Consider the following 26,562-nt stretch of genomic DNA (forward strand, 5'->3'; position numbering starts at 1 on the left):
AGCAGACGATGGCATTCAGGCGCAGAAAGAACACGGCCGCGATCCCTCGCACGGTGCCGGCTTTCGAGCACATCGTCACCGAGGCGAGCGACAGTTTCCTGTGGCGGCTCGACGACTATCCCTGGGAGCGCAATGTCTGGAATTTTCATCCGGAATACGAGATCCATCTCCTGAGGAAGTCTTCCGGGGTCGCGCTGGTCGGCGATCACATCGGCGAATTCGGGCCGGGCTACCTGAGCATCGTCGGCGGCGGGCTGCCGCATGACTGGGTGACATCGGTGCAACCCGGCGAGCTGATCGAAGGACGCGACATCGTGCTGCAATTCGATCCGCAGCGGCTGCGCGGCTCGGCGGGACTGCTGCCGGAGCTGCGCGAACTAGAACCGTTCCTGGAGCGATCGCTGCGCGGCATCGTCTTCCATGGCCGCGCCGCGCTCGACGGCGCTGCGCTGATGGAAAGGATGGGCACCGTGCACGGGCTCGCCCGGTTTTGCCTCTTCCTCGAACTGGTCGATCTGCTGGCCAGGACCGACGAATACGAGCTTTTGTCCTCGCCGGATTTCTCACCCGCGCTCGACGCAACCTCGCTGGACATCATCCAGCGCACGCTGACCTATCTCTTCCAGCACTTCGCCGAGGACCTGAAGCTGCCGGAGGCGGCGGAGCTGGCGGGGATGAGCGAAAGCACGTTTTCGCGCTTCTTCCAGAAAAACACCGGCAACAGTTTCAGCGACCACATCGCCAAGCTCCGGCTCTGGCAAGCCTGCAAGCTGCTGGCGGACACCGATATTCCGATCACCGATATCTGCTTCCAGGTCGGCTACATGAACATCTCCAACTTCAACCGCGCCTTCCTGCGCAAGCACCGGATGACGCCGTCATCCTACCGCAAGCTGTCGAAGCAGCGGATGACGATGCGCGCCTGAAAACCGGCCTTCCTCACTCCATCGGTACTCATGTGACAGAGGCCGTGCAGGCGGGCCGGATTTTGCAGCGCACAATGCATAAAAGTACAGGTCTGCTGCAACGGGGCTTCTAGCGCGGCCTTTAGCAACTCCTCATTTTGGCGATGGGTGGCTTGTCGCTCGGGCGATGGCGAGGATCGCGCAACCGAAGACTTCCGCTTCCTGCGACTGTTCCTGGAGGAGTAAATCAATGAAACCAATTCGGCTCGCTGCGAGCATAAGCGCAGCTTTCATGCTTACCACGACCCTCTCGACCATGGCGCTGGCGGCGCCGGTCTGCTCGGCGCCGGTCAAGGTGCTGGCGCAACCGCGTGACGGGCTGACGCTGCTGGAAGCGTCCAAGGACGAGTTCCAGAAACTGGCCGGCGCCAGCTTCCAGATCGACTATCTCAACGAGAACGACCGCCGGGCAAAGTCGCGCGCCGATGCGTCCACGGTCGGCAACTACAACGTCTACTATGTCGACGAAGCCAATGTCGCGCTGTTCGCCTCGTCGAAATGGATCGTGCCGCTCACCGACTATTACCCGGCTGACTACGACTACGCCGATTTCGACCCGGGCCGGCAGAAGGTCGCCACCTATGACGGCAAGGTGTGGTTCGCGCCGCTGACCGGCGGCGGCGACCTGATGGTCTACCGCAAGGACATTCTGGAAGCCGCCGGCATCCAGCCGCCGAAGACGCTGGACGAGTTGATCGCCGACGTGCCGAAGCTGACCGATCCCGACAAGGGCATGTACGGCATCGCGCTGCGCGGCGCGCGTGGCTCGGGCGCCAATGTCTGGCGCTGGATGCCGTTCTTCAAGGCCTATGGCGGAAAATGGTTCGACGGTGACAAGCCGGCTTTCAACTCCGAGGCCGCGGTCAAAGCGACCGAGACGTATCTTAAACTGTTCAAGGATTCAGCGCCCGGCACGCAGACCGGCAGCTGGGATGAATCGACCGGCGCCTTCCTGTCGGGCCAGGTTGCCATCTTGGTCGAATCGACGCCGCTGTCGGGCATGGCGGTCGACCCGAAGACCTCGCAAGTGGTCGGCAAGATCGGCTTCCTGCCGCCGCCCTCGCCACTGACCGGCGGCGGCTACGGCCACGGCCTCGCCATCGCCGCCAAGGCCAATGCCGATGACGCCGCGAAGCAATGCGCCGGCCTGTTCATCGCCTGGGCGACGTCGAAGGAGAACGAGAAGCGCCGGCTCGACGCGCACCAATTCGGCGAGCTCAACCGCACCAGCGTGCTGTCCAGCAAGGAGTTCGCCGACATTTACGGCGCCGATCTCGGCCAGGCGCTTGCCGATACCGGCAAGGTGACGGCGGTGAACTTCTGGCAGGATCCGCGCTGGCCGGATCTCGGCGACCGCTGGGGCATCATCCTGGAAGAGCTGGTCACCGGCACGCGCACCGACGTCAAGGGCGGCCTCGACGAACTCGAGGCCTACGCCAACGAGCTGGTGAAGAAGAAGTAATCCTCCCGCCCGCGGCGCGCGGTCCACGGCATTCGACCGGATGCCGGGACCTGTGCGCCGCGGGTTCTCCCCAAAAGGCACAGCCCGAGGATAGGCAATGCGCCGACGCTCTTCCCTGCCCGTGACGTTTCTGGTTCCGACGCTCGCCATTCTTCTGGTGCTGTCGATGGTGCCGACGCTGTACGCCATCGTCATTGCGCTGCAGAACCGCGAGCTGAGCTCGTCGGACTATTCCTGGGTCTGGCTGTCGAACTTCATCGACCTGTTCGCCGACCGGCGTTTCCTCAACGCGGTCTGGGTTTCGGTGAAGTGGGAAATCGTCACCGTGGTGGCGACGATGATGGTGGCGATCGGGCTCGGCGTGCTGATGTTCGAAGTAGCGTCGCCGCGGCTGCGCAACATCTACTGCCTGCTGTTCATCATCCCGGTGCTGTTGCCGCGTGTCTCGGCGGCCTTCGTGTGGAAGTTTGCCTATCATCCGCTCTACGGCATCGCCACCTATCCCTACAGGCTGATCACCGGCGGGCTGATCTTCGACCCGCTGTCGAAGCCGTCGACGGCCCTGTTTGCCGTCGCCTCGGTCGATGTCTGGCAGTGGGGACTGTTCTTCGCGGTCATCGTGCTGAAGCTTCTGGAGACCTTGCCGCCGCAGCCGATCGAAGCGGCGCGGCTCGACCACGCCAAACGCTGGCAGATCCATGCCTATGTGACCTTGCCTATGCTGAAGGCGCCGCTGATCAGCCTGATGTTCGTCAAGATGATCGAATCGCTGCGCTCCTTCGACCTGATTTATGTGATGACGCGCGGCGGGCCGGGCGTGGCGACCGAGACGCTCGACATGTACGCCTTCTCGCAAGGCTTCATCGAATCCGGCAAGGTGTCCTATGCCTCGGCCATGGCGGTGCTGATGATGATCGCGACTGTCATCACCTTCACCATGCTGTGGAAGCGGGTGCAGGCATGAGGCCGTATCGCATGAGACCGGGCCGCCTCATCGGCAAGATCATCCTGGCCTTCGCCGGCTTCATGGCGGTGTTTCCGCTCGCCTGGACGGCGGTCAATTCGCTGAAGAACAATGTCGACATCATCACCCGCGTGCCGCGCCTGGTGTTTACCCCGACCTTCGACAATATCAGCTACATCATCGGCCGCGACAGCGTCATGGCCGGTCTCTATAACTCGGTCATTTCCTGCGGCGTCGCCGTGCTGATCGGCGTCATGCTCGGCCTTCCGGCAGCCTATGCGGTGGCGCGCTATCCCAATCGCTTCGCTGGCGACATCCAGTTCTTCGTGTTGTCGCTGCGCTTCCTGCCCCGGTGGCAGTCGCCATTCCGCTGATGGTGATCTGGCTGCAGATCGGGCTCTACGACACCTTGCCGGCGCTGATCGTCACCTATTCGCTGCTCACCATCTCGGTGATCATGTGGCTCGCCATTCCCGCCTTCCAGGCCGTGCCGAAGGAAATCGAGGAAGCCGCTTTCGTCGACGGCTACGGCGCTTACTCGGTGTTCTGGCGCATTGCGCTGCCGGTAGCGGCGCGCTCGCTGATCGGCGCCGTCGCCTTCAGCTTCGTGCTGGTGTGGAACGAATTCCTGATCGCGCTGATGCTGTCCAGTTCCAACGCCAAGACATTGCCGATCGTCGCTTCCGAACTTTCACAGCAAGGCATGAACGTGCCGTGGGGAATCCTCAACGCCTCGGTCGTGCTGTTGTCGCTACCGCCGCTGCTGTTCCTGGGCGTGCTCAGCGGCTTCCTGAATTCCGTTTTCCGGCAAAAAAAGACTTGATGCGAGGACTTACCGATGCGGGCACTGGTGCTTGAGAAAAAAGGCGAACTGTCGTTGCGCGAGATCGCGCTGCCGCTCGACGTCGGACCGGGCGATGTCAAGATAGCCATCCACACGGTCGGCGTCTGCGGCAGCGACGTGCACTATTACACGCATGGCGCGATCGGCAGCTATGTGGTGCGGGCTCCGATGGTGCTTGGCCACGAAGCCGCGGGAACGATCGTCGAGGTCGGCGCCAATGTCGGCACGCTGAAGGTCGGCGACCGCGTCTGCATGGAGCCGGGCGTGCCGAACCTGTCGTCGCGCGCGACGAGGCTCGGCATCTATAATGTCGATCCCGATGTCAGCTTCTGGGCGACACCGCCGGTGCATGGCGTGCTGGCGCCCTATGCGGTGCACCCGGCCGCCTTCACCTACAGACTGCCGGACAATGTCACCTTCGCCGAAGGCGCGATGGTCGAACCCTTTGCCATCGGCATGCAGGCGGCGAGCCGCGCCCGCATCGTGCCTGGCGACGTCGCCGTCGTCGTCGGCTGCGGCCCGATCGGCATCATGATCGCGCTGGCGGCGCTGGCCGGCGGCTGCTCGAAGGTGCTGATCTCCGATTTTTCCGCACCCAAGCTCGAGATTGCCGCACAATATCCCGGCATCGTGCCGGTCAATATCAGCGAGCAATCGCTGGTCGACGCAGTCTCCGCCGCGACCGACAATTGGAGCGCGGATATCGTGTTCGAGGCGAGCGGCAGCCCGAAGGCATTCGCCGACCTGTTCGATGTCGTGCGGCCGGGCGGCGCGGTGGTGCTGGTCGGACTGCCGGTCGAACCGGTCAGCCTCAACGTTCCGGCGGCGATCTCCAAGGAAGTGCGCATCGAGACGGTGTTCCGTTACGCCAACATCTTCGACCGGGCGCTGCAGCTGATCGCCTCGGGGAAGGTCGACCTCAAGCCGCTGATCACCGGCACTTATGATTTCTCCGACAGCATCAAGGCCTTCGAGCGGGCGGCGCAAGGCAAGCCGCAAGACGTCAAGCTGCAAATCCTGCTTACCGGCGAGAAGGGCTGACCATGTCCGCGATCGTTTGCTCCCATGTCGACAAGGCGTATGGGGCTACCACCGTCATCCGCGATCTCAATCTCTCGATCGAGGAGCATGAGTTCGTCGTGTTCCTAGGCCCATCCGGCTGCGGCAAGTCGACCTTGCTCAGGATGCTGGCCGGGCTGGAGGATATCAGCGGCGGCGAAGTGTCGATCGGCGGCAGAGTGGTCAACGATCTCGAGCCCGGCGAGCGCGGCATCGCCATGGTGTTCCAGAACTATGCGCTCTACCCGCATATGACGATCTTCGACAACATCGCCTTCGGACTCAAGCGGCAGAAGGTTTCGGCGGCCGAGATAAAGAAGCGGGTCCAAGCGGTGGCAGAGACGCTGGGCCTCGAGCCTTATCTCGCCCGCAAACCGACCGAGCTTTCCGGCGGACAGCAGCAGCGCGTGGCGATTGCGCGCGCCATGATCAAGACGCCGAAAGTGTTCCTGTTCGACGAGCCGCTGTCGAATCTCGACGCCAAACTTCGCAACCATATGCGGGTCGAAATCGCCCGCCTGCACCAGTCGCTGAAGACCACTACCGTCTATGTCACCCACGACCAGCTCGAAGCGATGACGCTGGCCGACCGGATAGTGCTGCTCAGGGATGGCGTCATCGAACAGATCGGCTCGCCGGCCGAGATCTATCGCCAGCCGGGCAATCTGTTCGTCGCCGGCTTCATCGGTACGCCGAACATGAATTTCATCGACGTGGCCGTCGGGCGGAAGGACGAACGCTGGACGCTGACAGCCGGCGGCTCGAGCTTCTCCATAGAAGGCTCGGGCTTCGATCTACGCGGCGTCCAGCGCGCCGTGCTTGGAATCCGACCGCCGGACCTGAAGACCGCCGGCGCTCAGAGCATCAATCTTCTGCAAGGCACCGCCGACCTCATCGAGTTCCATGGCAATGACGCGCTGGTGACGTTCGCCTGCGGCGGCAAGGAGGTCGGCGCATTGGTATCGGCCCGTGAATGCCCGGCGTTGCGCGCGCCTGTGCGCTACACATTCGAGGAGGAGAGCGTGCATCTGTTCGACGCGGCGACCGGCGCATCCTTGCGCCGGCGAGAGGAGGCCTAGATTTGGTACGCAATTCCGGACGGAAAACCGTTTCACACTTTTCCTGGAATTGCTCTAGCTGATGGCGTCGAGCTCCTGCCGCTGGCGGTGCATTTCGAGGAAAATCTTGTAGTCGCGGTCGAAGCGGCCTGACGCGGCCGGGTTCGAGGTGCGCGCCCTGCCGCCTTGCTGCATGGCGACGCAAGCGGCATTCAGGTCCGGGAACAGACCGGCCGCGGTGGCGGCGACCATGCCGGTGCCGAGCAGAACGGCTTCGTCGGCCAGCGGCTCGATCACCGCGCAGCCGGTCGCGTCGGCATAAAGCTCCATCAGCAACGGGTTCTTGGTGTGGCCGCCGGTGACATGCAGCGTGTCGATGAGATAGCCGTTCTCGTTCAGCGCCTCCAGCACATGGCGCACGCCGAGTGCGATGCCGACGGCGGTGCGCCAATACAGCTTGCACAGACTGTCGAAGGAGGAATCCAGCGTCAGCCCGCTGACCACGCCGACGGCATGCGGGTCGGCAAGCGGCGAGCGGTTGCCGTGGAAATCCGGCAGTACATGCAACCTCGCCGCCAGCTTGTCGCCTTCGGTGCTGCGCAGTTCAGCGACGCGCCTGGCGATCTTGGCATGCATGGCCGCATCCGGCTCGCCGCCGGCGCCATGCCAGCGAATGATGTGGTCGAGCAAGGCACCAGTGGCCGACTGTCCGCCTTCCGACAGCCAGAGCTTTGGCAGTGCGGCGCCATAGTATGGACCCCAGACGCCGGCGAAAGGCTGCGGGTCGGGCGACATCGCCATGACGCAGGACGAGGTGCCGGCGATCAATGCCAGATGGCGGCCGATATTCTGCTCGTCGCCAGCAAAGCCGCCGAGCACGCCAAGCGCGCCGGCATAGGCATCGATGACGCCGGCGCCGACCCGACAGTTTTCGCTCAAGCCCAACTCCGCCGCCGCTTCAGGGGTGAGCGTGCCGATGTCTGCGCCGACAGCACTTGCCTTCTCCGGCAGGCTGCCGTGTTCGAACAGATCGCCAAGCCCGACCCTGTCGAAGAAGTCACGGCGCCAGCCGGTTTCCTCATGCGCCAGATAGGTCCATTTGGCGGTCAGCGTGCATTGCGAGCGCGCCAGCGACCCGGTCGCCTTCCAGGTCAGGAAATCGGTGAGGTCGAACAGGTAGCCGGCTTCATGCCAAGTTCCCGGCAGATTGCGCTTCAGCCACATCAGCTTCGGCGTCGCCATTTCCGGCGACATGACGCCACCGATATAGTCGAGTACGGCGTGGCCGCTATGGGTGCATTCATCTGCCTCGGCGATGGCGCGATGGTCGAGCCAGACGATGGTGTCCCAGCGCCGTTCGCCCGTCACCGAGACGCTGAGCTGGCCGGCATTCCTGTCCAGCACCACCAGCGAGCAGGTGGCGTCGAACGACATGCCGACAATATCGTCGGCTGACACACCGGCCTTTTCGCGCGCGGCACGGACGGCAATGCACACAGCCGACCAAATATCCTGCGAATTGTGCTCGGCGTGATCGGCCTTCGGCTGGTTCATGACGATCGGATGCTCGGCGCGGCCGAGCAAGGTGCCTGACATGTCGAGAATGCCCGCACGGGCGCTCCCGGTGCCGACATCGACCGCGCAAACGAAGCTTTTCGTCAAGATGCTTTTACTCTCGCTCCCTAGAGCCGGATGATTTCAGGTCTGTTCGACCCGAAATCTCCGTCTCTAAATCAAAGAAGTAGAGCATGATGTCGTCCGAAAACCGCTTCACACTTTTCGGCATCATGCTCTAGCCTGCAATCAGATCGGGCAATTGCCGCATGTCCGCGAATATAAAGTCCGGTTCACTCGACGCAAGCCGCGCTTTCAAGGCCGGGTTGCCGGCGTGGGAACCGCCGGTGAAAGCAAAGACGCGCATGCCGGCGGCACGCGCCGCGGCGATGCCGGCCGGGCTGTCCTCGACGACGATGCAATTACCGGGATGCGCGCCCATGGCGGCGGCGGCATGGAGAAAAAGATCCGGCGCCGGCTTGCCGCGCGCGACCATGGCGGCGCTGAACAGATGCGGCTCGAGCAGGCCGAGCAGACCGGTGACGTCGAGCGCGTAGCGTATCCGGTCGAGCGTGCCGGAGGACGCGACGCAGCAGGGCACGCCCAGCCTCGGCAGGATGTCGCCGATGCCGGGAATCGGCTTCAGCTCCTCGCGGAATTTGCGCATCAGTTCGACCCGCATGTCGGTAAGATGCACGTCGGTGATGTCGATGGTGAAATCGCGAAGAAGTATCTCGCGCACGCTCTTCATGCTCTTGCCGAGGAAATGCTCGTAGGCGGTATCTTCGCTGACCGAGCCCCCGGCGGCAGAGATCATGCCGAGCAGAGCCGAAACCGACAGCGCCTCGCTGTCGACCAGCACGCCGTCACAGTCGAAGATGACCAGTTCGGGCGTCATTGCGGCTGGCGTCAGAGCTTGCCGGAGATGTAGCGCGTCAGCGTCGCGCGCGTGCCATTCGCCCACAAGACGTTGAGCGCATGGGCAAAGGCCTCGGCGAACGGCGCCGAGCGGCCGACACCGCCATAGATATCCTCCATCGCAAGCCAGGCACCGGGCCTGTCCTTCGCCGCCTTCGCGCTTGCCTGCAGCCGGTCCCAGCTCGGGTCGTTGGCCTCGATGACCGCGCCGCTGTCGGTGGTGCCGAAACAGTAGCGGCACCACAGCGCCGACTCGAGCGCCAGACCCGCGACGCCTTTGCTGGCCTTCAGCCGGTCGGCAATGGTCGGGATGATGAATTTCGGCTGCCGGTTGGAACCGTCGAGGCAAAGCCGACGGATGGTGTCGCCGATCTTCGGGTTGGAAAAGCGGTGCTCGATGAGTTGGTAATAATCCTCCAGCACGGTGTCCGGCACCGGCGGCACGGTCGGGATGATCTCGTCATGCTCGAGCTTGGCGAGGAAGCCGCGCACCAGCGGCTCCTGCATCGCCTCATGGACGAAATGGATGTCCATCAACCCTGCGGGATAAGCGATCGTGGCATGACCGCCATTGAGGATGCGGATCTTCATCAGCTCATAGGGCGCGACATCCCTCACGAATTGCACACCGACCTTTTCCAGCGGCGGGCGGCCGTCGGTGAAACGGTCTTCCAGCACCCATTGCTTGAACGGCTCGCAGAACACCGGCCAGTTGTCCTCGAGGCCGAACTCCGAGGCGAGAATACCGCGCTCGCGGTCGGAGGTGGCGGGGGTGATGCGGTCGACCATGCCGTTGGGAAAGGCGACATTGTCGCTGACCCAGTTCGCCAGATCCTCATCGATCAGGCGGGCGAGGCCGATGACGCCATCCGAGGTGACATGGCCGTTGTGAGGGATGTTGTCGCAAGACATGACGGTGAACGGCACGATGCCGTCGGCACGGCGGCGCTTCAGCCCGGCCAGGATGAGGCCGAACACCGTCTTCGGCGTCGTGCCTGCCTGTGCGTCGGCGACGATGTCGGGGTGGGTCGGGTTGAACTTGCCCGAGGCCGGATCGATGAAATACCCGCCTTCGGTGATGGTCAGCGAGACGATCTTGATCGCCGGATCGGCGAGCTGGTCGATGATCGCATCCGCATCGCCGGGCGTCAGGAAGTCGATCATGACGCCGGTGACGCGGGCGCTCATATGATCGGAATCCTGCTCGACCACTGTCGTCAGCCAGTCCTGCTCCTGCAGCTTGGAACGGCCGAGCTTTTCGCCCTCGAAGACCCCGGCGCCGACCAGCGCCCAGTCACGGCCGATGCCTGCATTGAAGAGATCGTCGAGGTAGACCGCCTGATGCGAGCGATGGAAATTGCCGACGCCGAAATGCACGATACCGGGTTTGAGCGCAGCGCGGTCGTATTTCGGACCGGCGACCTTGGCGGGGAGTTCCGAGAGGATCGAGGAGGAGAGTTTCACGGTCATTTTTCTACCCTTTTGGCCGGGCTGCGGCCTGCGTGATCCCGGCCCATCAACTCATCCATTGGCCGCCATCGACATTGTAGGTCTGGGCGACAATGTATTCGGCGTCGTCGCTGGCCAGGAACACCGCCATGCCGGTCAGGTCCTCCGGCTTGCCCATGCGGCCATAGGGCACGCCCTCGCCGACCAGCCGCTTCTTCTCGCCCTTCGGCCGGTTCTCATATTTGGCAAACAGCGCATCGACCTCATCCCACATATCGCTGTCGACGACGCCGGGCGCGATGCCATTGACGTTGATGCGGTGCTTGATCAGGTCGAGCCCGGCGGACTGGGTCAGCGAAATCACCGCGGCCTTGGTGGCGCAATAGACGGCGACCAGCGGCTCGCCGCGCCGTCCTGCCTGGCTGGCGATGTTGATGATCTTGCCGCCCTTGCCCCTTGCGATCATCGAACGCGCCGCTGCCTGCAGCATGAACAAAGTGCCGGCGACATTGACGGAGAACAATTTGTCGTAGCTTGCTTTGGTGATCTCGACGATCGGCGCCAGGTCGAACAAAGCAGCGTTGTTGATCAGTATGTCGAGGCCGCCGGTCTTTGTTTCGACCGCATTGACCGCCGCTTCGATCGAAGCGAGGTCGCTGACGTCGAGCCTGACCGGATAGGCGTCGGCGCCAATCTCGGCGGCCGTCTTTTCGGCAGCCGCCAGATTGATATCGGCAATGGCCACCGTGGCGCCCTCGCGCGTGTAGGCTTCGGCAAAAGCCCTGCCGATGCCGCGCGCCGAGCCGGTGATCAGCGCCGATCTACCCTTCAGTCTCACTGCGTCAGCGCCTTTCCATCGGGGCCGAAGCGATGCATGCGGACCTTGTCGGGCGTCAAATAGATGGTGTCGCCGTGGCGTACGGCCAGTTCGCCATCGGCGCGTACCGTCAGCGGACCGACGCCGTCGGCCTGGACATGCAGGAAGGTGTCGGAGCCCAGATGCTCGGCGACGCCGACAAGGGCTTTCCAGTCACCCGCTGTGGTCGATATCCCCATATGCTCAGGACGAATGCCGATGGTCTTGGCGTTGTATTTGGCCGCCGGCGCACCTTCGATCAGGTTCATTTTCGGCGAACCGATGAAGCCCGCCACGAACAGGTTCTTCGGCGACTTGTAGAGTTCCATCGGCGAGCCGACCTGTTCGATGTTGCCGGCGTTGAGCACGACGATCTTGTCGGCCATGGTCATAGCTTCGATCTGGTCGTGGGTGACGTAGACCATCGTCGTCTTGAGCTGATGGTGGAGCTCGCTGATTTCGAGCCGCATGGTGCCGCGCAGTGCGGCATCGAGGTTGGACAGCGGCTCGTCGAACAGGAAGGCCGAGGGCTGGCGCACGATGGCGCGGCCGATGGCGACGCGTTGCCGCTGGCCGCCGGAGAGCTGGCCAGGCCGGCGTTCGAGATAGTTGGTGAGGTTGAGGACCCGGGCTGCGTCCTTCACCTTCTTGTCGATCGTCGCCACATCCTCGCCCGCCATCTTCAGCGGGAAGCCGATGTTCTTGGCCACCGTCATATGCGGATAGAGCGCATAGGACTGGAATACCATGGCCAGCTTGCGCTTGGCCGGCGCCTCGCCGGTGACGTCACGGCCATCGATGTTGATGGTGCCCCCGCTGGTGTCCTCGAGCCCGGCGATGAGGCGCAGCAACGTGGACTTGCCGCAACCCGACGGCCCGACGAAGACGACGAACTCGCCATTCTCGATGACCAGGTCGAGGCCTGGAATGATGACCGTCGATCCGAAATGCTTGGAGACGTTCTTGAGCGTGATGTTTCCCATGGTTTCCTCCCCGAGGGGTTATTTGGCCGGATTGCTTCAGGCAACGTCCGTTATTTTACCGCGCCGAATGTCAGGCCGCGCACCAGCTGCTTCTGGCTGAACCAGCCCATGATCAGGATGGGGGCGATGGCCAGCGTCGAGGCCGCCGAAAGCTTGGCCCAGAACAGGCCTTGCGGGCTCGAGAACGAACTGATGAAGGCCGTCAGCGGCGCTGCCTCGGTGGTGGTCAGGCGGATGGTCCAGAAGGCTTCGTTCCACGCTAGGATGATGTTGAGCAGCATGGTCGATGCGATGCCGGGCACGGCCATGGGGGTCAGCACATAGACGATCTCGCCCCACAGGGTGGCGCCGTCCATGCGTGCCGCCTCCAGGATTTCGCCGGGGATTTCGCGGAAGTAGGTGTAGAGCATCCAGATCACGATCGGCAGGTTGATCAGCATCAGCATGATCATCAGGCCGATGCGGCTGTCGAGCAGTCCGGCATCGCGGAAGATGAGGTAGATCGGGAACAGCACGGCAACCGCCGGCATCATCTTGGTCGAGAGCATCCACATCAGGATGTCCTTGGTCCACTTGCCCGGCGAGAAGGCCATCGACCAGGCGGCCGGAACCGCGACTATCAGGGCCAGGATGGTCGAGCCGACCGAGAGCAACACCGAGTTGAAGAAGAACTTGAAGTAGCCGCTCTGCGCCTGGACCTCGGTATAGCTCTCGAACGTCCCCGACGGGATCAGCGCGAAGCCCTGGATGGCCTCCTGCTCCGACTTGAACGAGGTGATGATCGTGTAGAGGATCGGGAAGAAGATCAGCAGCGCGACCATCCAGGCGGCGCCTGTCGCAATGACCTTGTGTTGAGTGGTGACTGCACGTGCCATCGTATCCTCCCTTACTTGTCCAGGTTCTTGCCGACCGCGCGCATGGCGAAGAAGGCGACGATGTTGGCGAGAATGACGGCGATGACACCGCCGGCCGATGCCTGGCCGATTTTGAACTCCAGCAATGCCTTCTGGTAGACGAGGAAGGGCAGGTTGGTGGAGGCATAGCCGGGTCCGCCATTGGTGGTGACCAGGATTTCGGCATAGACCGACAGCAGGAAGATGGTCTGGATCAGGATGACGACGGTGATGGCGCGCGACATGTGCGGCAGCGTCAGATAGATGAAGCGGCTGACGAAGCCGGCGCCGTCCATCTCGGCGGCTTCCTTCTGCTCGCCGTCGAGCGACTGCAATGCGGTCAGCAGGATCAGCGTTGCGAAGGGCAGCCATTGCCAGGCGACGATGATGATGATGGCAAGCATCGGATGCTGCCCGAACCAGTCGATCGGTTGAGCCCCGAAGAAGCGCGCAATGTCGGCAAAGACGCCGTATTGCGGGTGCATGATCATGTTCTTCCAGACAAGTGCAGCCACCGGCGGCATGACGAAGAACGGAGAGATGACGAGGATGCGGACGATCCCCTGTCCCCACATCGGCTGATCGATCAACAGCGCCAGCATGATGCCGCCGATGACGGTGATCAGCAGCACGCTGCCCACCAGGACCAGCGTGTTGAGGATCGACTGCAGGAATGCCGGGTTTGAATAGAACAGCGAGTAATTCGAGAACCAGACAAACCCGTCGCGGATCGGATTGAGCGGATTGTACTGCTGGAAGGAGAACCAGATCGTGAGTGCCAGCGGCACGATCATCCAGACGAACAGCAGCACCACGGATGGCGCCAACATAAAGCGGGCAAGCGAACGGGTCTGCTGAGTAGCCATGACGGTCACCCTTCAAGGTCAGCCAAATTTTCAGGTGTGTGAAAGGGGCCGCCCGAACTGGGATTCGGGCGGCCGTTGCCGGCCAAGGAGGCGACCGGCATTCGGCACCGGGAGGAGCCTTACTTGATATAACCGCCTTCGGTCATGGTCGCGGTGGCGGCGTCCTGCGCCTGCTTGAGCGCGTCGTCTACGCTGGTCTGGCCGGCGAGCGCCGCCGAGAAGAGCTGGCCGACCGTGGTGCCAAGACCCTGGAACTCAGGAATGGCGACGAACTGCACACCGACATAGGGCACCGGCTTGACGGTCGGATGCGTCGGGTCGGCGGCATTGATCGAGTCCAGCGTCATCTTGGCGAACGGAGCCGCCTTCTGATACTCGGCATTGGCGTAGAGCGAGGAGCGCGTGCCCGGAGGAACGTTGGCCCAGCCTTCCTTCGAAGCAACCAGTTCTGCGTAGTGCTTGCTGGTCGCCCAGGAGACGAACTTCTGTGCGGCGTCTCCCTTCTGCGTGCCGGCCGGGATGGCCAGCGACCAGGCCCACAGCCAGTTGCCGCGCTTGCCCAGACCATTGTCGGGGGCCAGTGCGTAGCCGACCTTGTCCGCGACGGTCGAGTTCTTCGGGTCGGAGACGAAGGATGCGGCGACGGTGGCGTCGATCCACATGCCGCACTTGCCCTGCTGGAACAGCGCCAGGTTTTCGTTGAAGCCGTTGGACGAGGCGCCCTCGGGACCGTCGGCCTTCATCAGGTCGACATAGAACTGCAGCGTGTTCTTCCATTCCGGCTGGTCGAATTGCGGCTTCCAGTTCTCGTCGAACCAGCGGGCGCCGAAGGAGTTCGACATGGCGGTGAGGAAGGCCATGTTCTCGCCCCAGCCGGCCTTGCCGCGCAGGCAGACGCCGTTCACGCCATTGGCGCGGTCGGTCATCTTGTCGGCGGCCTGCTTGATGAAGTCCCAGGTCGGGGCGTCGGGCATCTTCAGCCCGGCCTTCTCGATCAGGTCCTTGCGGTACATGACGAACGAGCTTTCGCCGTAGAAGGGCGCGGCATAGAGCTTGCCGTCTACCGACAGGCCGCCGGCGATGGCCGGGATGATGTCCTTGGCGTCATAGTCGTCGCCGAGCTTGTCGAGCGGCAACAGCCAGTTCTGCTTGGCCCAGATCGGAACCTCGTAAGTGCCGATGGTCATAACGTCATACTGGCCACCCTTGGTGGCGATGTCGGTGGTGACGCGCTCGCGCAGCACGTTCTCTTCGAGCGTGACCCAGTTGAGCGTGACGTCGGGGTTCGCCTTGGTGAAGTCGTCCGTCAGCTTCTGCATGCGGACCATGTCGCCATTGTTGACCGTGGCGATGGTGATGGATTCGGCGTGTGCGGCAAAAGCGAAAGCGCTGGCCGACAACAAGCCCAAAGTGAGCGTGCGCAGTTTCATCAAATTCCTCCCATGAACCAAGATGAGCATTTGCCTTGGTAATGGGCAATTACTCACTTGGCATAAATTATGTCAAGCCAGATTCGATGCTGCAGCGCAGCACGCAAGGCGGAGCGCGGCGTTGCGCGCGTAGAGGATATTGAATGGATTTGGGAAGCTGTTTGCACGGGATGTGAGAGCGGGTTGATGCCGACCCATCGCAACCCAATCATGGCGCCAAGGGAGCGATAGGGCCCAGCCCGTCAGCCGTGGGACGGGTAGCTTCCGACGGAATATTCGAAAACCCTGCCGTCGCGTGTTTGCTTGGCTCTGGTCAGCACTTCCGTCACCTGGATCCAGCTGGGCTCGTCCTTGCGCAGCCTAACTTCCCGGCCGATTGCCTTCACGGCAGCTTGAAACGGCGTAAATGCTTCGATCACCTGCGTCGTGCGCACGGTGTTGTTTTCGATTTCTTCGACGCGATAGACTTTCATCAGCCGGCTGATCGACCCTGTTTCAATCTGCAGACGATTGATCCTGCTCAATTGGGTCGTCACAAGCACAAGCCTATGCCGGGCGAGTGATATCGACAGCGTTTTTGTCAAGCTTGGTTAACCGGGTGGCCCGATCGCAGCTGTTTGTCCGCGAAAGCGAGGATTCGTCGCGGATCCAGGGCTCGCTTTGCATCTCGGAAATCAATCCGCGAGTCGCTCGCCCTCAGGCGCAGGCGATCTCGGCCAGGATCCAGTCCCGGAAGGCTTTTATCTTCGGCACGTTGCGACGCGCCGTCGGGTAGACCAGCCAATAGGCGTGGCCGTCGTCGCCGACCAGGTCGAAGGGCTGGATCAGGCGGCCGGCGGCGAGCTCGGTCTTGAACAATGCGGTGGTCAGGATCGCCACACCATGGCCGGCGATGGCCGCGTTCGCCTCATAGGCCTGCGCGCCCATGCTGGTGCCGGTGCGTCTGGCAAGTTCGTCCGCCGGGACGCCGGCAAGGGCGAACCATTCCCGCCACCAGATGTCGCCGGGATCGAGAATGGGCAGCTTGAACAGGTCGGCGGGTTCGTGGACGCCACCTATGGTGGCAGCGAGTGCCGGGCTCAGCACCGGGGTGAAATCGGCCTTGAACAAAAGATGGGTCTCCACTCCAGGCCACTTGCCGCTGCCGGAGCGGATAGCGATGTCCATGTCCTGGCGGGCAAAATCGATCACCCTGTTCGAGGTATCGACGCGCACCGCCAGCGACGGATGCGCGACCTGGAAGGAGCCGAGGTGCTGCGCCAGCCAGTTCGAGGCAAAGGTCAGCAGCGTCGAGACGCACAGCACACCATCGGCGCCCCCACGCGCGGCGGAATAGGCGCTTGAGAGCAGGCTGAACGCCTCGCTGACGGCGGGCGCCAGGCGCTGGCCGGGTTCCGTCAGCACAATCTGGCGCGGCTGGCGCAGGAACAGCGGCGAACCGATGCGCTCTTCCAGAAGCTTGATCTGGTAGCTGGCGGCGGCCTGCGTCATGCCGAGTTCCTGCGCGGCCTTGGTGAAGGAGAGATGCCGCGCGACGGCTTCGAACACCCTGATGGCCTGCAGCGGCGGCAACTGGGCGAGCTGTGGTGCCTTGAGATCGGGCATAAGCCCTCCTTATGGGTCGTGATCGACGTTTGATTGGCGGCAAGAGCCAATCAGGCCGATATCTGGTGTCAACGATCAATCAAGTTCAAGCATAGCGGAGGCTGAAGATCATGACCACGGTACAGCAAAAGCTCCATTCGACCCCGGCGCAGAGCTGGTTTTCCCTGCTGGTGCATGAATTTTCCCTGCTTGTGCACCGCCGGCGCGGCTACGTCGACGTCCGGGAGTTGTCGCCGCATCTGCAGCGCGACATGGGTTTTCTCGACGGCAACGACCCGTCCGGGCGCTGCAAATAAACGTGTTGGATTTTATCGATGGGCCGCTTAATCTATCAGGAACCGTCGAGCAAAGCCGTGGCGGTCCGCTCGTCGGTGATGAGGCCATTGACCAGCCGGCGGTTCACCGCGGCCAGGATGCCCGGCAATTTGCGCTCGCCCATGGCGAGCGCAATGACCAGCGACTTTTCGCGTGACGGCAAGGCTGCCGACGATACCCGGTCGTTGGTGATGCCCTCGATCATGCGGCCTTCCCGATCGAACACCCAGCCGACGATCTCGGCGACGCCGCCAGCCTTTTGCAACGCCTTCAACTCGCTTTCCGAGATAAAACCGTCCTCGTAGAGCGGCGCCTTCGGGCCGAGATCGCCGATGCCGACAAAGGTCACGTCGGCTTCCGCGGCCAGCGCCAGCGTCGGTTGGATCATCGGCTGGGCAAGCAGCATCTCGCGCTCTTCCGGCGACGAGGCGATGACCGGCAGCGGCATCGGGAACGAGCGCGCCTTGACCCGGTCGGCCATGGTGAAGATGACGTTGTAGAAGGCGGCCGAACCGTCGGGCGAGATGTTGCCGGTCAAGGACACAACCTTGTGCTGCGAGCATTCCATCGGCGGCAATTGCTCGATCGCCGCCTTCAGCGTGCGGCCGGTGCCGATGGCCAAGACGATGGGCGTCGGTGACCGCAGCCGCCGCTCGATCTCGGCCGCAGCCGCCTCGGCAATGCCGATCGTGGTCGAGGATGAGGTTGGATCGCTCGGCACCACTTCGACGAGGTCGAGCGCGAAGCGTGACTTCAGTCTAGCTGCGAGATCAAGGCAATTGGCGATCGGGTGATCGACGCGAACCTTGATCAGCCCCTCCGACACCGCCAGCGACACCAGCCGCTGCGCCGTCTGCCGGGAAATGCCGAGCGTGGCGGCGATCTGGTCCTGGGTGTTGCCGGCAACATAATAAAGCCAGCCGGCGCGCGCTGCCTCGTCCAGCCTGCTGCTGCCGCCGTCTTGCCGCGAATTCAAAATGTGCCTCCAGCCCTGCCCCTTTGCCCGCCCTTAGGCGAAGCGTCATAGTCTTGCAGGGAATGTGTCGGCGCGCAATTGTCTATCGGCAGGGCAATTGCTTGCTGCTTCGATCCGGCCGCCGCGCGGCAACCAACCAAGCGAAAATCGCCAGCGGACGGGCTCGGCGGTTTATCTCCTGATACAAACGCTTTAAGGGGATCGGCAAAGGAGCCTCGCATGACGCCGAAAGCGGTTTTCTGGGATATGGACGGCACGCTGGTCGACAGCGAGCCGCTGCATGAGGCGGCCTTGGTGGCGGCGCTGCGCAGCGTCGGTATCACGCCGCCGGCCGACCTGCATGAGCGGGTGCTGGGCGTCGCCGCCGCACCGGTCTACGAGATGCTGCGCAGCGAGTTCGGCCTCGACCTGCCCTTCGACGACTGGATCGTGCGCAAATACGATCACTACATGCCGATGGCCGAGACGCTGAAGCCGCGCCCCGGCGCGATCGAAGTGTTCAACGAATTGCGCGCGCTCGGCGTGCAGCAGGCGGTGGTGTCCAATTCCGACCGGGTGATCGTCGATGCAAATCTGAGCGCCGTCGGCCTGATCTATCCCGGCATGCGCACGATCAGCCGAAACGACGTGCGCGAAGGCAAGCCGCATCCCGAACCGTTCCTGCGCGCCGCATGGCTGGCCGGCGTCGATCCCGCAGACGCGGTGGCCGTCGACGACAGCGTTACCGGCGCCACATCAGGCCTGGCCGCGGGGATGCGGACGATCTTCTGGCCGGAAGCGCCGATGGCAGGACCGAAGGGCGCTGTCGTGATCAACAGTGCGGAAGAGTTGCGGGCTCAGTTGGGACTCTGAGTGAGCCTATGAACGTCGGCGCTGCCCCTCATCCCCCTGCCGGGACCTTCTCCCCGTGAACGGGGAGAAGGGTGAACTCATTCAGCTGCGGTACACCGGCTCCTCCTCGTCGAGGATCGCCTTCAGCTCGGCAAGGTGACGCTCCGCCTGGCCGGGATAGTCGTCCATTTCGCTGGCGGCCTTTTCGGCAATGGCGTCGGAGAGCGTGCGCAGCGGCCGGCCGGTCCACAGCGCCTTGATGTAGGTCTCGGCGGCGCGTTCGAAATAGAACATGCGGTTGAAGGCGTCGGCGACGGTGTCGCCGATGACCATGACGCCGTGATTGCCCATCACCATCACTTTGACCTTCGGGTCGGTGAGCAGTTGCGAGCAGCGCTCGCCTTCTTCCTCGAAGGCCAGCCCGCCATAATGGGCATCGACGACGTGGCGGTTGAAGAACATGGCCGAGTTCTGATCGATCGGCGGCAGGGTCGAGTCGGCCAGCGATGCCAGCACGGTGGCGTGGATGGAATGCACATGCATGGCGCAGCGCGCATGCGGCACGTTGCGGTGAATGGCGCCGTGCAAACCCCAGGCGGTCGGGTCGGGCGCATTCGGGCCGGACAATGTCTCGGGATCATTGGCGTCGATCAGCAAAAGGTCGCTCGCCTTGATGCGCGAGAAATGCACCTGGTTGGGGTTCATCAGGAATTTGCTGCCGTCCTCGTTGACCGACAGCGAAAAGTGATTGGCCACGGCTTCATGCATGTTGAGCCGCGCCGTCCAGCGGAAGGCGGCGGCCAGATCGACGCGCTCCTCATAGTAGGGCAGGTTGGTCAGCGTTTCCTTTTGCAGGCGGGCGATGCTCATCCGAAAAACCTCCGTTTTTAAGAGAATGCCGCGCTCAGCCGTGGCCAGCAACCGCAAACTGGTGGGTCAGGTTGTCCCAAAACCGCTACGCACTTTTGGGCGACATGCATTACGCCGCCGAGCGAGCCGACTGCAGCCCGCCATGTTCGACGATGAAGTCGATGACTTCCTGCAGTCCCTTGCCGCGCGACAGGTCGGTGAAGCCGAACGGGCGCTTGCCCCGCATTCGGGCGGCGTCGCTCTCCATGACATCGAGGTTGACGTTCACATAGGGCGCCAGATCGCTCTTGTTGATGACCAGGAAATCGGAACGGGTGATCGCCGGCCCGCCCTTCCTGGGGATTTCCTCGCCCTGGCAAACCGAGATGACATAGAGGGTCAGGTCGGCAAGGTCCGGCGAGAAGGTGGCGGCAAGATTGTCGCCGCCGGATTCGATGAAGACGATGTCGAGATCGGGGAATTTCCTGTTCAGTCCGGCGATCGCCTGCAAATTGATCGAGGCGTCCTCACGGATGGCGGTGTGCGGGCAGCCGCCGGTCTCCACGCCGACGATGCGGTCCTCAGGCAGCGCCTGCAGGCGGGCCAGCATCATGGCGTCTTCCTTGGTGTAGATGTCGTTGGTGACGACGGCGATGGAGAAATCGTCGCGCAGCGCCTTGCAGAGCTTTTCGGTGAGCGTCGTCTTGCCGGAGCCGACGGGACCGCCGATGCCGATACGCAGGGGACCGTTTGCCTGAGTCATACCGAAAACTCCGTCATGCCGAAAACTCCGTGATGGCGAGGATGGCGAAGCTGAGCCCGATCAACAGGCAGAGCGGCGAATAGAAGCTGATATCGAGCCGCGCAAAAGGCTGTTCCGGCGCCAGACGGCGCCACCACGGCGTGAAGCCGGCAATGCCGCGGCCGAGGAAGACGAGCCCGATGAGCAGCGCTGTGGCGGCAAGGCCCTCCCTTGGAAAGGGGGAGGCGAAGACCCCGGTCAGCGCCAGCGGCCACAGGGTTGCGAGGCACAGGCACGCGGCAACGGCGAAACAGGGAAACGGCGTCGGCATCTCGTCGACGCCGCGAAAGCCGACGACGGCGTGGGCGCAGGAGACGCCGTCCCTGCCCGGCCAGATGCCGCCAAGGCCCCAATAGACATGCAGCGCGGTGATCAGCAGCAGGACGGCCGAGAGGGCGAAGGCGAGGACGATCATGAGCGGAACAGCCTGGAATACTGCGTCTCGTGCTTCATCGCCATGATGTCGGAGATGAAGGCGCAGCCGCCGAGATCGTCCAATGTCGAGCCGGCGGCGCGCGCGGCCGTCGACAGCGCCAACGGCTCGAAGCCGGCGAGCAAGGCCATAGCGTCCGTCTGGCCGACGATGCCGAGTCGGATCGCCGCCTGGACGAGGTTGGAGAAGAAGGCCTGCAGGAAGGCCGACATCGCGTCCTGAAGCGCGATGCCGTTGCCGCCGGCAACGGCGCCGACGGCGACACAGTAGGCGCATTCGGCCGGCAGGCGGCCCAACACCGGATTCGCCCAAGCCGCTGCCGCTTTCAGGAAGGCGGCGCCTTGCAGCATGGTTTCGGTGTGACGCTCACGCGAGCCGGCCAGCGCTTCGGCGAGATCGGCAATTTCATGGAGATCGCCGCCGCCGCGGGCGCGGCGCCAGGCTTCCGTGAAGAGCACGGCGTCGTTCCAGCCCGAGCCCATCTCGACCAGCGTCTCCAGCCAGAAGGCGAGGCTGGCGGTATCGGCAACCAGCCCGTCTTGCCCGGCGCGTTCGAGGCCATGGCTGTAGGCAAAGCCGCCGACCGGAAAGGCCGGCGACAGCCACGCCATGAGCCGCAGCAAAGCGATGCCTGATGGCTGGTCAGTCATGATCGTGATGGTGCCCGTCATGGGAATGGCTGTGCGAATGCGACTCGCTGTGTGCGTGGGAACGTCCATCATGGGAATGCGCTTCGGCGTGCGCATGCGCATGGCCATGATCGTGACCATGCGCACCTTGGGCGGAATAGGCGCCGCGCACCGGCTTGAACGGTTCGGAGACTTCGCGGACCGTGGCGCCCAGCCCTTCCAGCATAGCCTTGATGACATGGTCGCGCAGGATCAGGATGCGGCCGGGCTCGATCGCTGCCGCCAGATGGCGGTTGCCGATATGCCAGGCAAGCTCCGTCAGATGCACCGCGTCGCGGGCGCGGATATCATAGACCTCTTCGGGTGCCGCGGTGATCTCGACCTGGCCGCCATCCTCCAGCACCAGCCGGTCGCCATCGTTCAAGGTCACGGGCTCGGGCAGATCGACCAGCACCTTGCTGCCGTCGGCAAGCTCAATGGCGCGGCGGCGCAAATGACGCTCGTCATGGGGCAGGACGGCACGGCCGGATGGCGGCGTAGTTCCGGCAGTGCCGGCAGGCACCACCGAGACGGCCCGGGGGAACTTGGTGAAGTCGGTGTTCAGGTTGAGTTTCATCGCATGGCTCCACCGTTAGCCTGGGCTCTCGCACGGGCAGGCCGCGCCAGGACGCGGTCAAAATACGCGTTGACGCGCTCGGATTCGATCGGGAATTTTCCGGCGCGGGCCCAGCCGCCCATGTCGCCCAACAGCACGTCGACGGCGGAAAACCGGTCGCCCAGCGCAAACTCCCGATCCCCCAGCCGACCGTCGAGCGCCTTGGCCTCCGAGGCGAAATCGTAGGCGGCGGCGGGGCCGACATCGACCCGCACGTCCTTCGGCAACAGGAAGCGGTGGCGCAGCTTGTTCCACAGCGGCGCTTCGAACTCGGACTGGGCAAAATGCATCCAGGAATCCATTTCGGCGCGTCCGGCCACACCTGGATTGGCGCCCATGCCTTTGTCGGCGTGCTTGTCGGCGAGATAGACGCAGATCGCCGCCGAATCCGTCACCGTCAGTTCGCCATCGATCAGGATCGGCACCTTGCCCGACGGGTTGAGCGCATAGGCTTCCGGCGAGCGCAATTTGACCTCGACGAATTCATAGGGCTGCCCGAGTTCCTCAAGCATCCACAGAACGCGGCTGACGCGGGATCCACGCGATCCGATGGCCTTGTACATGGTTGAACCCTCTTTCCTGCGACCCTAAACCATAGCCACTGTTCAGACGATGGTGTCGAAGAGCCGCAGGATGAACGATATTTGGTAAATCAGCGTGCCCACGACGAAGGCGATGTGGAAACGGCGGTCACGCACCAGTATGGCGGCAATGCACAACACCACGAAAACCGGCGTTCGGAACAGATATTCATTGCCGTAGCGGGCGAAATGCTCGGGACCTTTCAGCAGCGTGTCGACGACATCGAGCAGATAGGTCGTCGCCAGCAGGCCGAAGAACCAGCCGCGACGCGAATAGAAGAAATCCTCATAGCTGGTGTAGTCGAGCATCGAATCCGGAATCAGCAGCGCGCACAGCAGGAACAGCGTGATGGCGTAGAAGATCAGGAACAGGTACTTGCCGAAAGTCCAGACCTCTATGGTGTAGAGGCCGAACTCCCACCACCAGAAATGCACCAGCAGCAACAGCATGGAGGCGACCCAGCCGAGGTGCACTGGATAGAGCCTGTACTGGCCCGGATGCTGAACGATCCGCGCCACCCCCGACAGCAGGCGAGCGACGCCAAGTCCGATCACCATGCCCATGACGATGCGGATATGCGGGAAGATGTCGTGGGCGGAGGCTATTTCGGTGGCCATGACCTGCTACGCGGTTTCTTTGAGCCGCATATTGCGGCGGGACCGACCGGGTCGCAACGGAATTTGCCGGGTCGATCAAATCGCCCCTCGCCTCAAAACAGGAAATACCGCTGCGCCATCGGCAGCACGCTTGCCGGCTCGCAGGTCAGTAGCTCGCCATCGGCGCGCACCTCGTAAGTCTCCGGGTCGACTTCGACATGCGGCGTAGCGTCGTTGAGCACCATCGAGTGCTTGCCGATGCCGCCACGGGTGTTTTCCACCGCCACGAACTGCTTGTCGACGCCGAGCCGGCCATGCAGGCCTGAGTCCAGAGCCGCCTTGGAAACGAACGTCACCGACGAGTTGGTCCTGGCCTTGCCATAGGCGCCGAACATCGGGCGGTAGTGCATCGGCTGCGGTGTCGGGATAGAGGCGTTTGGGTCGCCCATCGGGGCTGCGGCTATCATGCCGCCGATCAGCACCATGTCGGGCTTGACGCCGAAGAAGGCTGGGTTCCACAGCACCAGATCGGCGCGCTTGCCGACCGCGATCGAACCGATGTCCCTGGACAGGCCATGCGCGATGGCCGGGTTGATGGTGTATTTGGCGAGGTAGCGGCGGACGCGGAAATTGTCGTTGTTGCCGGTCTCCTGCGGCAATGACCCGCGCTGGCGCTTCATCTTGTCGGCGGTCTGCCAGGTGCGGATCGCCACCTCGCCGACACGGCCCATGGCCTGCGAGTCCGACGAGATGATCGAGAAGGCGCCGATATCGTGCAGAATGTCTTCCGCCGCGATGGTCTCCTTGCGGATACGGCTTTCGGCAAAGGCGATGTCTTCAGGGATCGACGGCGACAGATGGTGGCAGACCATCAGCATGTCGAGATGCTCGGCCAGCGTGTTGACGGTGTAGGGCCGGGTCGGGTTGGTCGAAGACGGAATGACGTTGGGCAGGCCGCAGACCTTGATGATATCGGGCGCATGGCCGCCGCCGGCGCCTTCGGTGTGGAAGGCGTGGATGGTGCGGCCCTTGATGGCGGCGACGGTGTTCTCCACAAAGCCGGATTCGTTCAGCGTGTCGGTGTGGATCATCACCTGCACGTCGTAATCGTCGGCAACCGACAGGCAGCAGTCGATGGCCGCCGGCGTCGTGCCCCAGTCCTCGTGCAGCTTCAGCGAGCAGGCCCCGCCCAGCACCATTTCCTCCAGCGCTGCCGGCAGCGAGGCGTTGCCCTTTCCGGACAGGCCGATGTTCATCGGGAAAGCGTCGAAGGACTGGATCATGCGCGCCATGTGCCAGGGTCCGGGCGTGCAGGTGGTGGCCAGCGTGCCATGCGCCGGGCCGGTGCCGCCGCCGAGCATGGTGGTGATGCCCGACATCAGCGCTTCGTCGATCTGCTGCGGGCAGATGAAGTGGATGTGCGCGTCGAAGCCGCCGGCGGTCAGGATCTTGCCCTCGCCGGCGATGATCTCGGTACCGGGGCCGATGATGATGGTGACACCGTCCTGCGTGTCGGGATTGCCGGCCTTGCCGATCGCCGCGATGCGGCCGTCCCTGAGACCTATATCGGCCTTGAAGATGCCGGCAGTGGCATCGACCACCAGCGCGTTGGTGATGACCGTGTCGACCGCGCCGCCGGCGCGCGACACCTGGCTCTGGCCCATGCCGTCGCGGATGACCTTGCCGCCGCCGAATTTCACCTCCTCGCCATAGACGGTGAGGTCCTTTTCGACCTCGATAAACAGCTCGGTGTCGGCCAGGCGCACTCTGTCGCCGACCGTCGGGCCATACATCTGCGCGTAGGCGGCGCGGGTAATTCTAGCCATCAGTCAATGCTCCCCAAACGCAGTCCGGCCGCAGCCCCACATCGTCGCCATCCAATGGTCATGCAATGACCCGCTCGGCGACACCTTCTGATCCCATTTGGCCGTTGAGGTGGCGGTGCCACCCCAAACCGCCCGTTTGCCAAACCCTTGGCCAAATCGATGAAAGGAAAATACATGCGCAAAATCATCGTTCTTGCAGCCGCAGCCACGCTGGCCTCCGCAACCGTAGCCGGCGCCCAGCAGCAGCCCACGCCGCAACCGAAGCCGGCGGCGCCCAGCGCTCAGCCGGCGGCGCCGGCGATCCAGAAGGTCAACATCGTCGATATCAGCGAATTGCCCAAAGCCACCCAGACGCAGGTCAATCAGGTGATCGCCCAGCGTGGCGATGCCGGGCTGCAGAAACTGCGCTCTTCGATCGACGCGACGCCGCAGATCAAGTCGGCGCTCGAAGCCAAGGGGCTCACCTCGGCACAGGTGGTCGCCGCCAGCATGACCACCGATGGCGCGCTGACCCTTGTCACCAAGAAGGCAAGCTGAAAGAAGCGCTTGGCGGGCCGGCACCCGGCCCGCCAGCCCACAGGGAACCTTCGCCCGACAGGAGGCGTTTCGTCCCTTTGGCGCCGAACGGCGTTGCACAGAAAAGTCCACCAGGAGCGAGCAATGCCTGTCTTTGCCGACACCAGATGGCTCCAGAGCCTTGCTGCCTGCGCATTTCTCGCAGCTTTCGGCCCGCAACCCGCGCAAGGTCTTGAAAGCGCTGACGCCGTCAACCGGGCCGACACCGTCAACAGGATCGTCGGCTCCGATGTCCGGCAGGAGGAGGCGCGGACGGAACCACAGACCAACAAGATCATCACCGCGATCGAGCGGACGCGTGAGAACATCGGCGCCGTGCGCAAGACGTCCAAGCTCGATACAGTAGATATCGTCTTCCTCACGGACGCGGCACGCAGCGAAGGCGGCCCGCCGCCGGCCGTCGAGAGCAAGGTCGAACAGCATCAGGACGACATTGCAGAACTGCGCAAGGAGATCGACGCCAACGCCTTGCTGTTCAACGCCATCGATTCGCGGCGCGTGCTTACGGAAGACGTCCTTGCGGTGGAATTCGACGGCTCGGCAAGAATCGTCATCTACGCGGCGGCCAGGCCGTCGAACTGACCTC

General features: G+C 63.3%; 28 protein-coding genes and 1 pseudogene. 10 read left to right on the plus strand and 19 right to left on the minus strand.

What is annotated here, in order from left to right:
* Positions 1-8 precede the first annotated feature (8 nt).
* The 6 genes and pseudogenes from NKL06_RS15080 to NKL06_RS15105 all read left to right on the plus strand — a co-directional run bounded on the left by NKL06_RS15080 (position 9) and on the right by NKL06_RS15105 (position 6,373).
* On the plus strand, positions 9-926 hold the full coding sequence (locus NKL06_RS15080; protein WP_023671262.1) for an AraC family transcriptional regulator: 918 nt from the start codon (positions 9-11) through the stop codon (positions 924-926).
* Positions 927-1,155: 229 nt separating this feature from the next.
* A complete protein-coding gene (locus NKL06_RS15085) occupies positions 1,156-2,427 on the plus strand; it encodes an ABC transporter substrate-binding protein (protein WP_023693095.1) in 1,272 nt (423 codons plus the stop codon).
* 97 nt (positions 2,428-2,524) lie between these two features.
* Positions 2,525-3,391, plus strand: coding sequence for a carbohydrate ABC transporter permease (locus NKL06_RS15090; protein WP_023683583.1), 867 nt, complete (start codon positions 2,525-2,527; stop codon positions 3,389-3,391).
* Between the two features lie 11 nt (positions 3,392-3,402).
* A pseudogene (locus tag NKL06_RS15095) lies at positions 3,403-4,214 on the plus strand (carbohydrate ABC transporter permease).
* Between the two features lie 15 nt (positions 4,215-4,229).
* The gene (locus NKL06_RS15100; protein ID WP_023693093.1) at positions 4,230-5,276 is read left to right on the plus strand and encodes an NAD(P)-dependent alcohol dehydrogenase; all 1,047 of its coding nucleotides are present in this window, start codon (positions 4,230-4,232) and stop codon (positions 5,274-5,276) included.
* 2 nt (positions 5,277-5,278) lie between these two features.
* On the plus strand, positions 5,279-6,373 hold the full coding sequence (locus tag NKL06_RS15105; RefSeq protein ID WP_023693092.1) for an ABC transporter ATP-binding protein: 1,095 nt from the start codon (positions 5,279-5,281) through the stop codon (positions 6,371-6,373).
* A gap of 54 nt (positions 6,374-6,427) precedes the next feature.
* On the opposite strand, the gene NKL06_RS15110 is transcribed toward NKL06_RS15105, so the two are convergent.
* The 10 genes from NKL06_RS15110 to NKL06_RS15155 all read right to left on the minus strand — a co-directional run bounded on the left by NKL06_RS15110 (position 6,428) and on the right by NKL06_RS15155 (position 16,906).
* The gene (locus NKL06_RS15110; RefSeq protein ID WP_023693091.1) at positions 6,428-8,014 is read right to left on the minus strand and encodes an FGGY-family carbohydrate kinase; all 1,587 of its coding nucleotides are present in this window, start codon (positions 8,012-8,014) and stop codon (positions 6,428-6,430) included.
* Positions 8,015-8,144: 130 nt separating this feature from the next.
* Positions 8,145-8,804, minus strand: a complete 660-nt coding sequence (locus NKL06_RS15115) for an HAD family hydrolase (protein WP_023693089.1) — start codon at positions 8,802-8,804, stop codon at positions 8,145-8,147.
* A gap of 11 nt (positions 8,805-8,815) precedes the next feature.
* Positions 8,816-10,294: a mannitol dehydrogenase family protein gene (locus NKL06_RS15120; protein ID WP_023693088.1), complete on the minus strand. Its 1,479-nt coding sequence runs from the start codon at positions 10,292-10,294 to the stop codon at positions 8,816-8,818.
* Positions 10,295-10,340: 46 nt separating this feature from the next.
* The gene (locus NKL06_RS15125) at positions 10,341-11,111 is read right to left on the minus strand and encodes an L-iditol 2-dehydrogenase (protein ID WP_023693087.1); all 771 of its coding nucleotides are present in this window, start codon (positions 11,109-11,111) and stop codon (positions 10,341-10,343) included.
* Entirely contained in the window at positions 11,108-12,112 is a 1,005-nt protein-coding gene (locus tag NKL06_RS15130) for an ABC transporter ATP-binding protein (RefSeq protein ID WP_023689168.1), read from the minus strand. The genes NKL06_RS15125 and NKL06_RS15130 overlap by 4 nt, the downstream gene beginning before the upstream one ends.
* 50 nt (positions 12,113-12,162) lie before the next feature.
* Positions 12,163-12,987: a carbohydrate ABC transporter permease gene (locus NKL06_RS15135; RefSeq protein ID WP_023693086.1), complete on the minus strand. Its 825-nt coding sequence runs from the start codon at positions 12,985-12,987 to the stop codon at positions 12,163-12,165.
* A gap of 11 nt (positions 12,988-12,998) precedes the next feature.
* Positions 12,999-13,871 (minus strand): carbohydrate ABC transporter permease, encoded by an 873-nt coding sequence (locus tag NKL06_RS15140; protein ID WP_023671249.1) that lies wholly within the window; start codon positions 13,869-13,871, stop codon positions 12,999-13,001.
* A 119-nt stretch (positions 13,872-13,990) separates the two neighbouring features.
* On the minus strand, positions 13,991-15,301 hold the full coding sequence (locus tag NKL06_RS15145; protein ID WP_023671248.1) for an ABC transporter substrate-binding protein: 1,311 nt from the start codon (positions 15,299-15,301) through the stop codon (positions 13,991-13,993).
* Positions 15,302-15,543: 242 nt separating this feature from the next.
* On the minus strand, positions 15,544-15,885 hold the full coding sequence (locus NKL06_RS15150; protein ID WP_155923262.1) for a hypothetical protein: 342 nt from the start codon (positions 15,883-15,885) through the stop codon (positions 15,544-15,546).
* A gap of 112 nt (positions 15,886-15,997) precedes the next feature.
* Entirely contained in the window at positions 15,998-16,906 is a 909-nt protein-coding gene (locus NKL06_RS15155) for a LysR substrate-binding domain-containing protein (RefSeq protein WP_023693085.1), read from the minus strand.
* Positions 16,907-17,016: 110 nt separating this feature from the next.
* On the opposite strand from NKL06_RS15155, the gene NKL06_RS15160 reads away from it, so the two are divergent.
* Positions 17,017-17,202, plus strand: a complete 186-nt coding sequence (locus tag NKL06_RS15160) for a hypothetical protein (protein ID WP_023671244.1) — start codon at positions 17,017-17,019, stop codon at positions 17,200-17,202.
* A gap of 35 nt (positions 17,203-17,237) precedes the next feature.
* On the opposite strand, the gene NKL06_RS15165 is transcribed toward NKL06_RS15160, so the two are convergent.
* Complete coding sequence (locus NKL06_RS15165) at positions 17,238-18,197, minus strand: sugar-binding transcriptional regulator (protein WP_023671243.1); 960 nt, start codon at positions 18,195-18,197, stop codon at positions 17,238-17,240.
* 219 nt (positions 18,198-18,416) lie between these two features.
* On the opposite strand from NKL06_RS15165, the gene NKL06_RS15170 reads away from it, so the two are divergent.
* Positions 18,417-19,049: an HAD family hydrolase gene (locus NKL06_RS15170; RefSeq protein WP_023693084.1), complete on the plus strand. Its 633-nt coding sequence runs from the start codon at positions 18,417-18,419 to the stop codon at positions 19,047-19,049.
* Between the two features lie 81 nt (positions 19,050-19,130).
* Here the strand turns inward: NKL06_RS15170 and NKL06_RS15175 are convergent, their stop codons facing one another.
* The 8 genes from NKL06_RS15175 to ureC form a co-directional block, all read right to left on the minus strand.
* A complete protein-coding gene (locus NKL06_RS15175) occupies positions 19,131-19,898 on the minus strand; it encodes a class II aldolase and adducin N-terminal domain-containing protein (protein ID WP_023671241.1) in 768 nt (255 codons plus the stop codon).
* Between the two features lie 109 nt (positions 19,899-20,007).
* The gene (ureG, locus tag NKL06_RS15180) at positions 20,008-20,640 is read right to left on the minus strand and encodes an urease accessory protein UreG (protein ID WP_023671240.1); all 633 of its coding nucleotides are present in this window, start codon (positions 20,638-20,640) and stop codon (positions 20,008-20,010) included.
* 13 nt (positions 20,641-20,653) lie between these two features.
* Complete coding sequence (locus tag NKL06_RS15185; RefSeq protein WP_023671239.1) at positions 20,654-21,094, minus strand: DUF3995 domain-containing protein; 441 nt, start codon at positions 21,092-21,094, stop codon at positions 20,654-20,656.
* Positions 21,091-21,762: an urease accessory protein UreF gene (locus tag NKL06_RS15190; RefSeq protein ID WP_023693083.1), complete on the minus strand. Its 672-nt coding sequence runs from the start codon at positions 21,760-21,762 to the stop codon at positions 21,091-21,093. The genes NKL06_RS15185 and NKL06_RS15190 overlap by 4 nt, the downstream gene beginning before the upstream one ends.
* Positions 21,755-22,357 (minus strand): urease accessory protein UreE, encoded by a 603-nt coding sequence (gene ureE, locus NKL06_RS15195; protein WP_023683599.1) that lies wholly within the window; start codon positions 22,355-22,357, stop codon positions 21,755-21,757. Before ureE ends, NKL06_RS15190 begins: the two co-directional genes overlap by 8 nt.
* Positions 22,354-22,959 (minus strand): glutathione S-transferase family protein, encoded by a 606-nt coding sequence (locus tag NKL06_RS15200; protein WP_023683600.1) that lies wholly within the window; start codon positions 22,957-22,959, stop codon positions 22,354-22,356. Before NKL06_RS15200 ends, ureE begins: the two co-directional genes overlap by 4 nt.
* Positions 22,960-23,001: 42 nt before the next feature.
* Complete coding sequence (locus NKL06_RS15205) at positions 23,002-23,595, minus strand: hypothetical protein (RefSeq protein ID WP_023693082.1); 594 nt, start codon at positions 23,593-23,595, stop codon at positions 23,002-23,004.
* 92 nt (positions 23,596-23,687) lie between these two features.
* On the minus strand, positions 23,688-25,400 hold the full coding sequence (gene ureC, locus NKL06_RS15210) for an urease subunit alpha (protein WP_031207718.1): 1,713 nt from the start codon (positions 25,398-25,400) through the stop codon (positions 23,688-23,690).
* A gap of 174 nt (positions 25,401-25,574) precedes the next feature.
* On the opposite strand from ureC, the gene NKL06_RS15215 reads away from it, so the two are divergent.
* Both NKL06_RS15215 and NKL06_RS15220 read left to right on the plus strand, forming a co-directional pair.
* A complete protein-coding gene (locus tag NKL06_RS15215) occupies positions 25,575-25,937 on the plus strand; it encodes a hypothetical protein (RefSeq protein WP_023671233.1) in 363 nt (120 codons plus the stop codon).
* 123 nt (positions 25,938-26,060) lie between these two features.
* Positions 26,061-26,558: a hypothetical protein gene (locus NKL06_RS15220; protein ID WP_023693080.1), complete on the plus strand. Its 498-nt coding sequence runs from the start codon at positions 26,061-26,063 to the stop codon at positions 26,556-26,558.
* Positions 26,559-26,562: the final 4 nt, after the last annotated feature.

Source organism: Mesorhizobium sp. C268A (assembly GCF_040324475.1).
Taxonomy (GTDB): Bacteria; Pseudomonadota; Alphaproteobacteria; order Rhizobiales; family Rhizobiaceae; genus Mesorhizobium.

Coding starts and splice junctions, on each gene's coding strand:
- NKL06_RS15080 (WP_023671262.1), top strand. CDS start 9: ATGGCATTCAGGCGCAGAAAGAACACGGCCGCGATCCCTCGCACGGTG.
- NKL06_RS15085 (WP_023693095.1), top strand. CDS start 1,156: ATGAAACCAATTCGGCTCGCTGCGAGCATAAGCGCAGCTTTCATGCTT.
- NKL06_RS15090 (WP_023683583.1), top strand. CDS start 2,525: ATGCGCCGACGCTCTTCCCTGCCCGTGACGTTTCTGGTTCCGACGCTC.
- NKL06_RS15100 (WP_023693093.1), top strand. CDS start 4,230: ATGCGGGCACTGGTGCTTGAGAAAAAAGGCGAACTGTCGTTGCGCGAG.
- NKL06_RS15105 (WP_023693092.1), top strand. CDS start 5,279: ATGTCCGCGATCGTTTGCTCCCATGTCGACAAGGCGTATGGGGCTACC.
- NKL06_RS15115 (WP_023693089.1), bottom strand. CDS start 8,804: ATGACGCCCGAACTGGTCATCTTCGACTGTGACGGCGTGCTGGTCGAC.
- NKL06_RS15120 (WP_023693088.1), bottom strand. CDS start 10,294: ATGACCGTGAAACTCTCCTCCTCGATCCTCTCGGAACTCCCCGCCAAG.
- NKL06_RS15130 (WP_023689168.1), bottom strand. CDS start 12,112: ATGGGAAACATCACGCTCAAGAACGTCTCCAAGCATTTCGGATCGACG.
- NKL06_RS15135 (WP_023693086.1), bottom strand. CDS start 12,987: ATGGCACGTGCAGTCACCACTCAACACAAGGTCATTGCGACAGGCGCC.
- NKL06_RS15140 (WP_023671249.1), bottom strand. CDS start 13,871: ATGGCTACTCAGCAGACCCGTTCGCTTGCCCGCTTTATGTTGGCGCCA.
- NKL06_RS15145 (WP_023671248.1), bottom strand. CDS start 15,301: ATGAAACTGCGCACGCTCACTTTGGGCTTGTTGTCGGCCAGCGCTTTC.
- NKL06_RS15155 (WP_023693085.1), bottom strand. CDS start 16,906: ATGCCCGATCTCAAGGCACCACAGCTCGCCCAGTTGCCGCCGCTGCAG.
- NKL06_RS15160 (WP_023671244.1), top strand. CDS start 17,017: ATGACCACGGTACAGCAAAAGCTCCATTCGACCCCGGCGCAGAGCTGG.
- NKL06_RS15170 (WP_023693084.1), top strand. CDS start 18,417: ATGACGCCGAAAGCGGTTTTCTGGGATATGGACGGCACGCTGGTCGAC.
- NKL06_RS15175 (WP_023671241.1), bottom strand. CDS start 19,898: ATGAGCATCGCCCGCCTGCAAAAGGAAACGCTGACCAACCTGCCCTAC.
- ureG (WP_023671240.1), bottom strand. CDS start 20,640: ATGACTCAGGCAAACGGTCCCCTGCGTATCGGCATCGGCGGTCCCGTC.
- NKL06_RS15185 (WP_023671239.1), bottom strand. CDS start 21,094: ATGATCGTCCTCGCCTTCGCCCTCTCGGCCGTCCTGCTGCTGATCACC.
- NKL06_RS15190 (WP_023693083.1), bottom strand. CDS start 21,762: ATGACTGACCAGCCATCAGGCATCGCTTTGCTGCGGCTCATGGCGTGG.
- ureE (WP_023683599.1), bottom strand. CDS start 22,357: ATGAAACTCAACCTGAACACCGACTTCACCAAGTTCCCCCGGGCCGTC.
- NKL06_RS15200 (WP_023683600.1), bottom strand. CDS start 22,959: ATGTACAAGGCCATCGGATCGCGTGGATCCCGCGTCAGCCGCGTTCTG.
- NKL06_RS15205 (WP_023693082.1), bottom strand. CDS start 23,595: ATGGCCACCGAAATAGCCTCCGCCCACGACATCTTCCCGCATATCCGC.
- ureC (WP_031207718.1), bottom strand. CDS start 25,400: ATGGCTAGAATTACCCGCGCCGCCTACGCGCAGATGTATGGCCCGACG.
- NKL06_RS15215 (WP_023671233.1), top strand. CDS start 25,575: ATGCGCAAAATCATCGTTCTTGCAGCCGCAGCCACGCTGGCCTCCGCA.
- NKL06_RS15220 (WP_023693080.1), top strand. CDS start 26,061: ATGCCTGTCTTTGCCGACACCAGATGGCTCCAGAGCCTTGCTGCCTGC.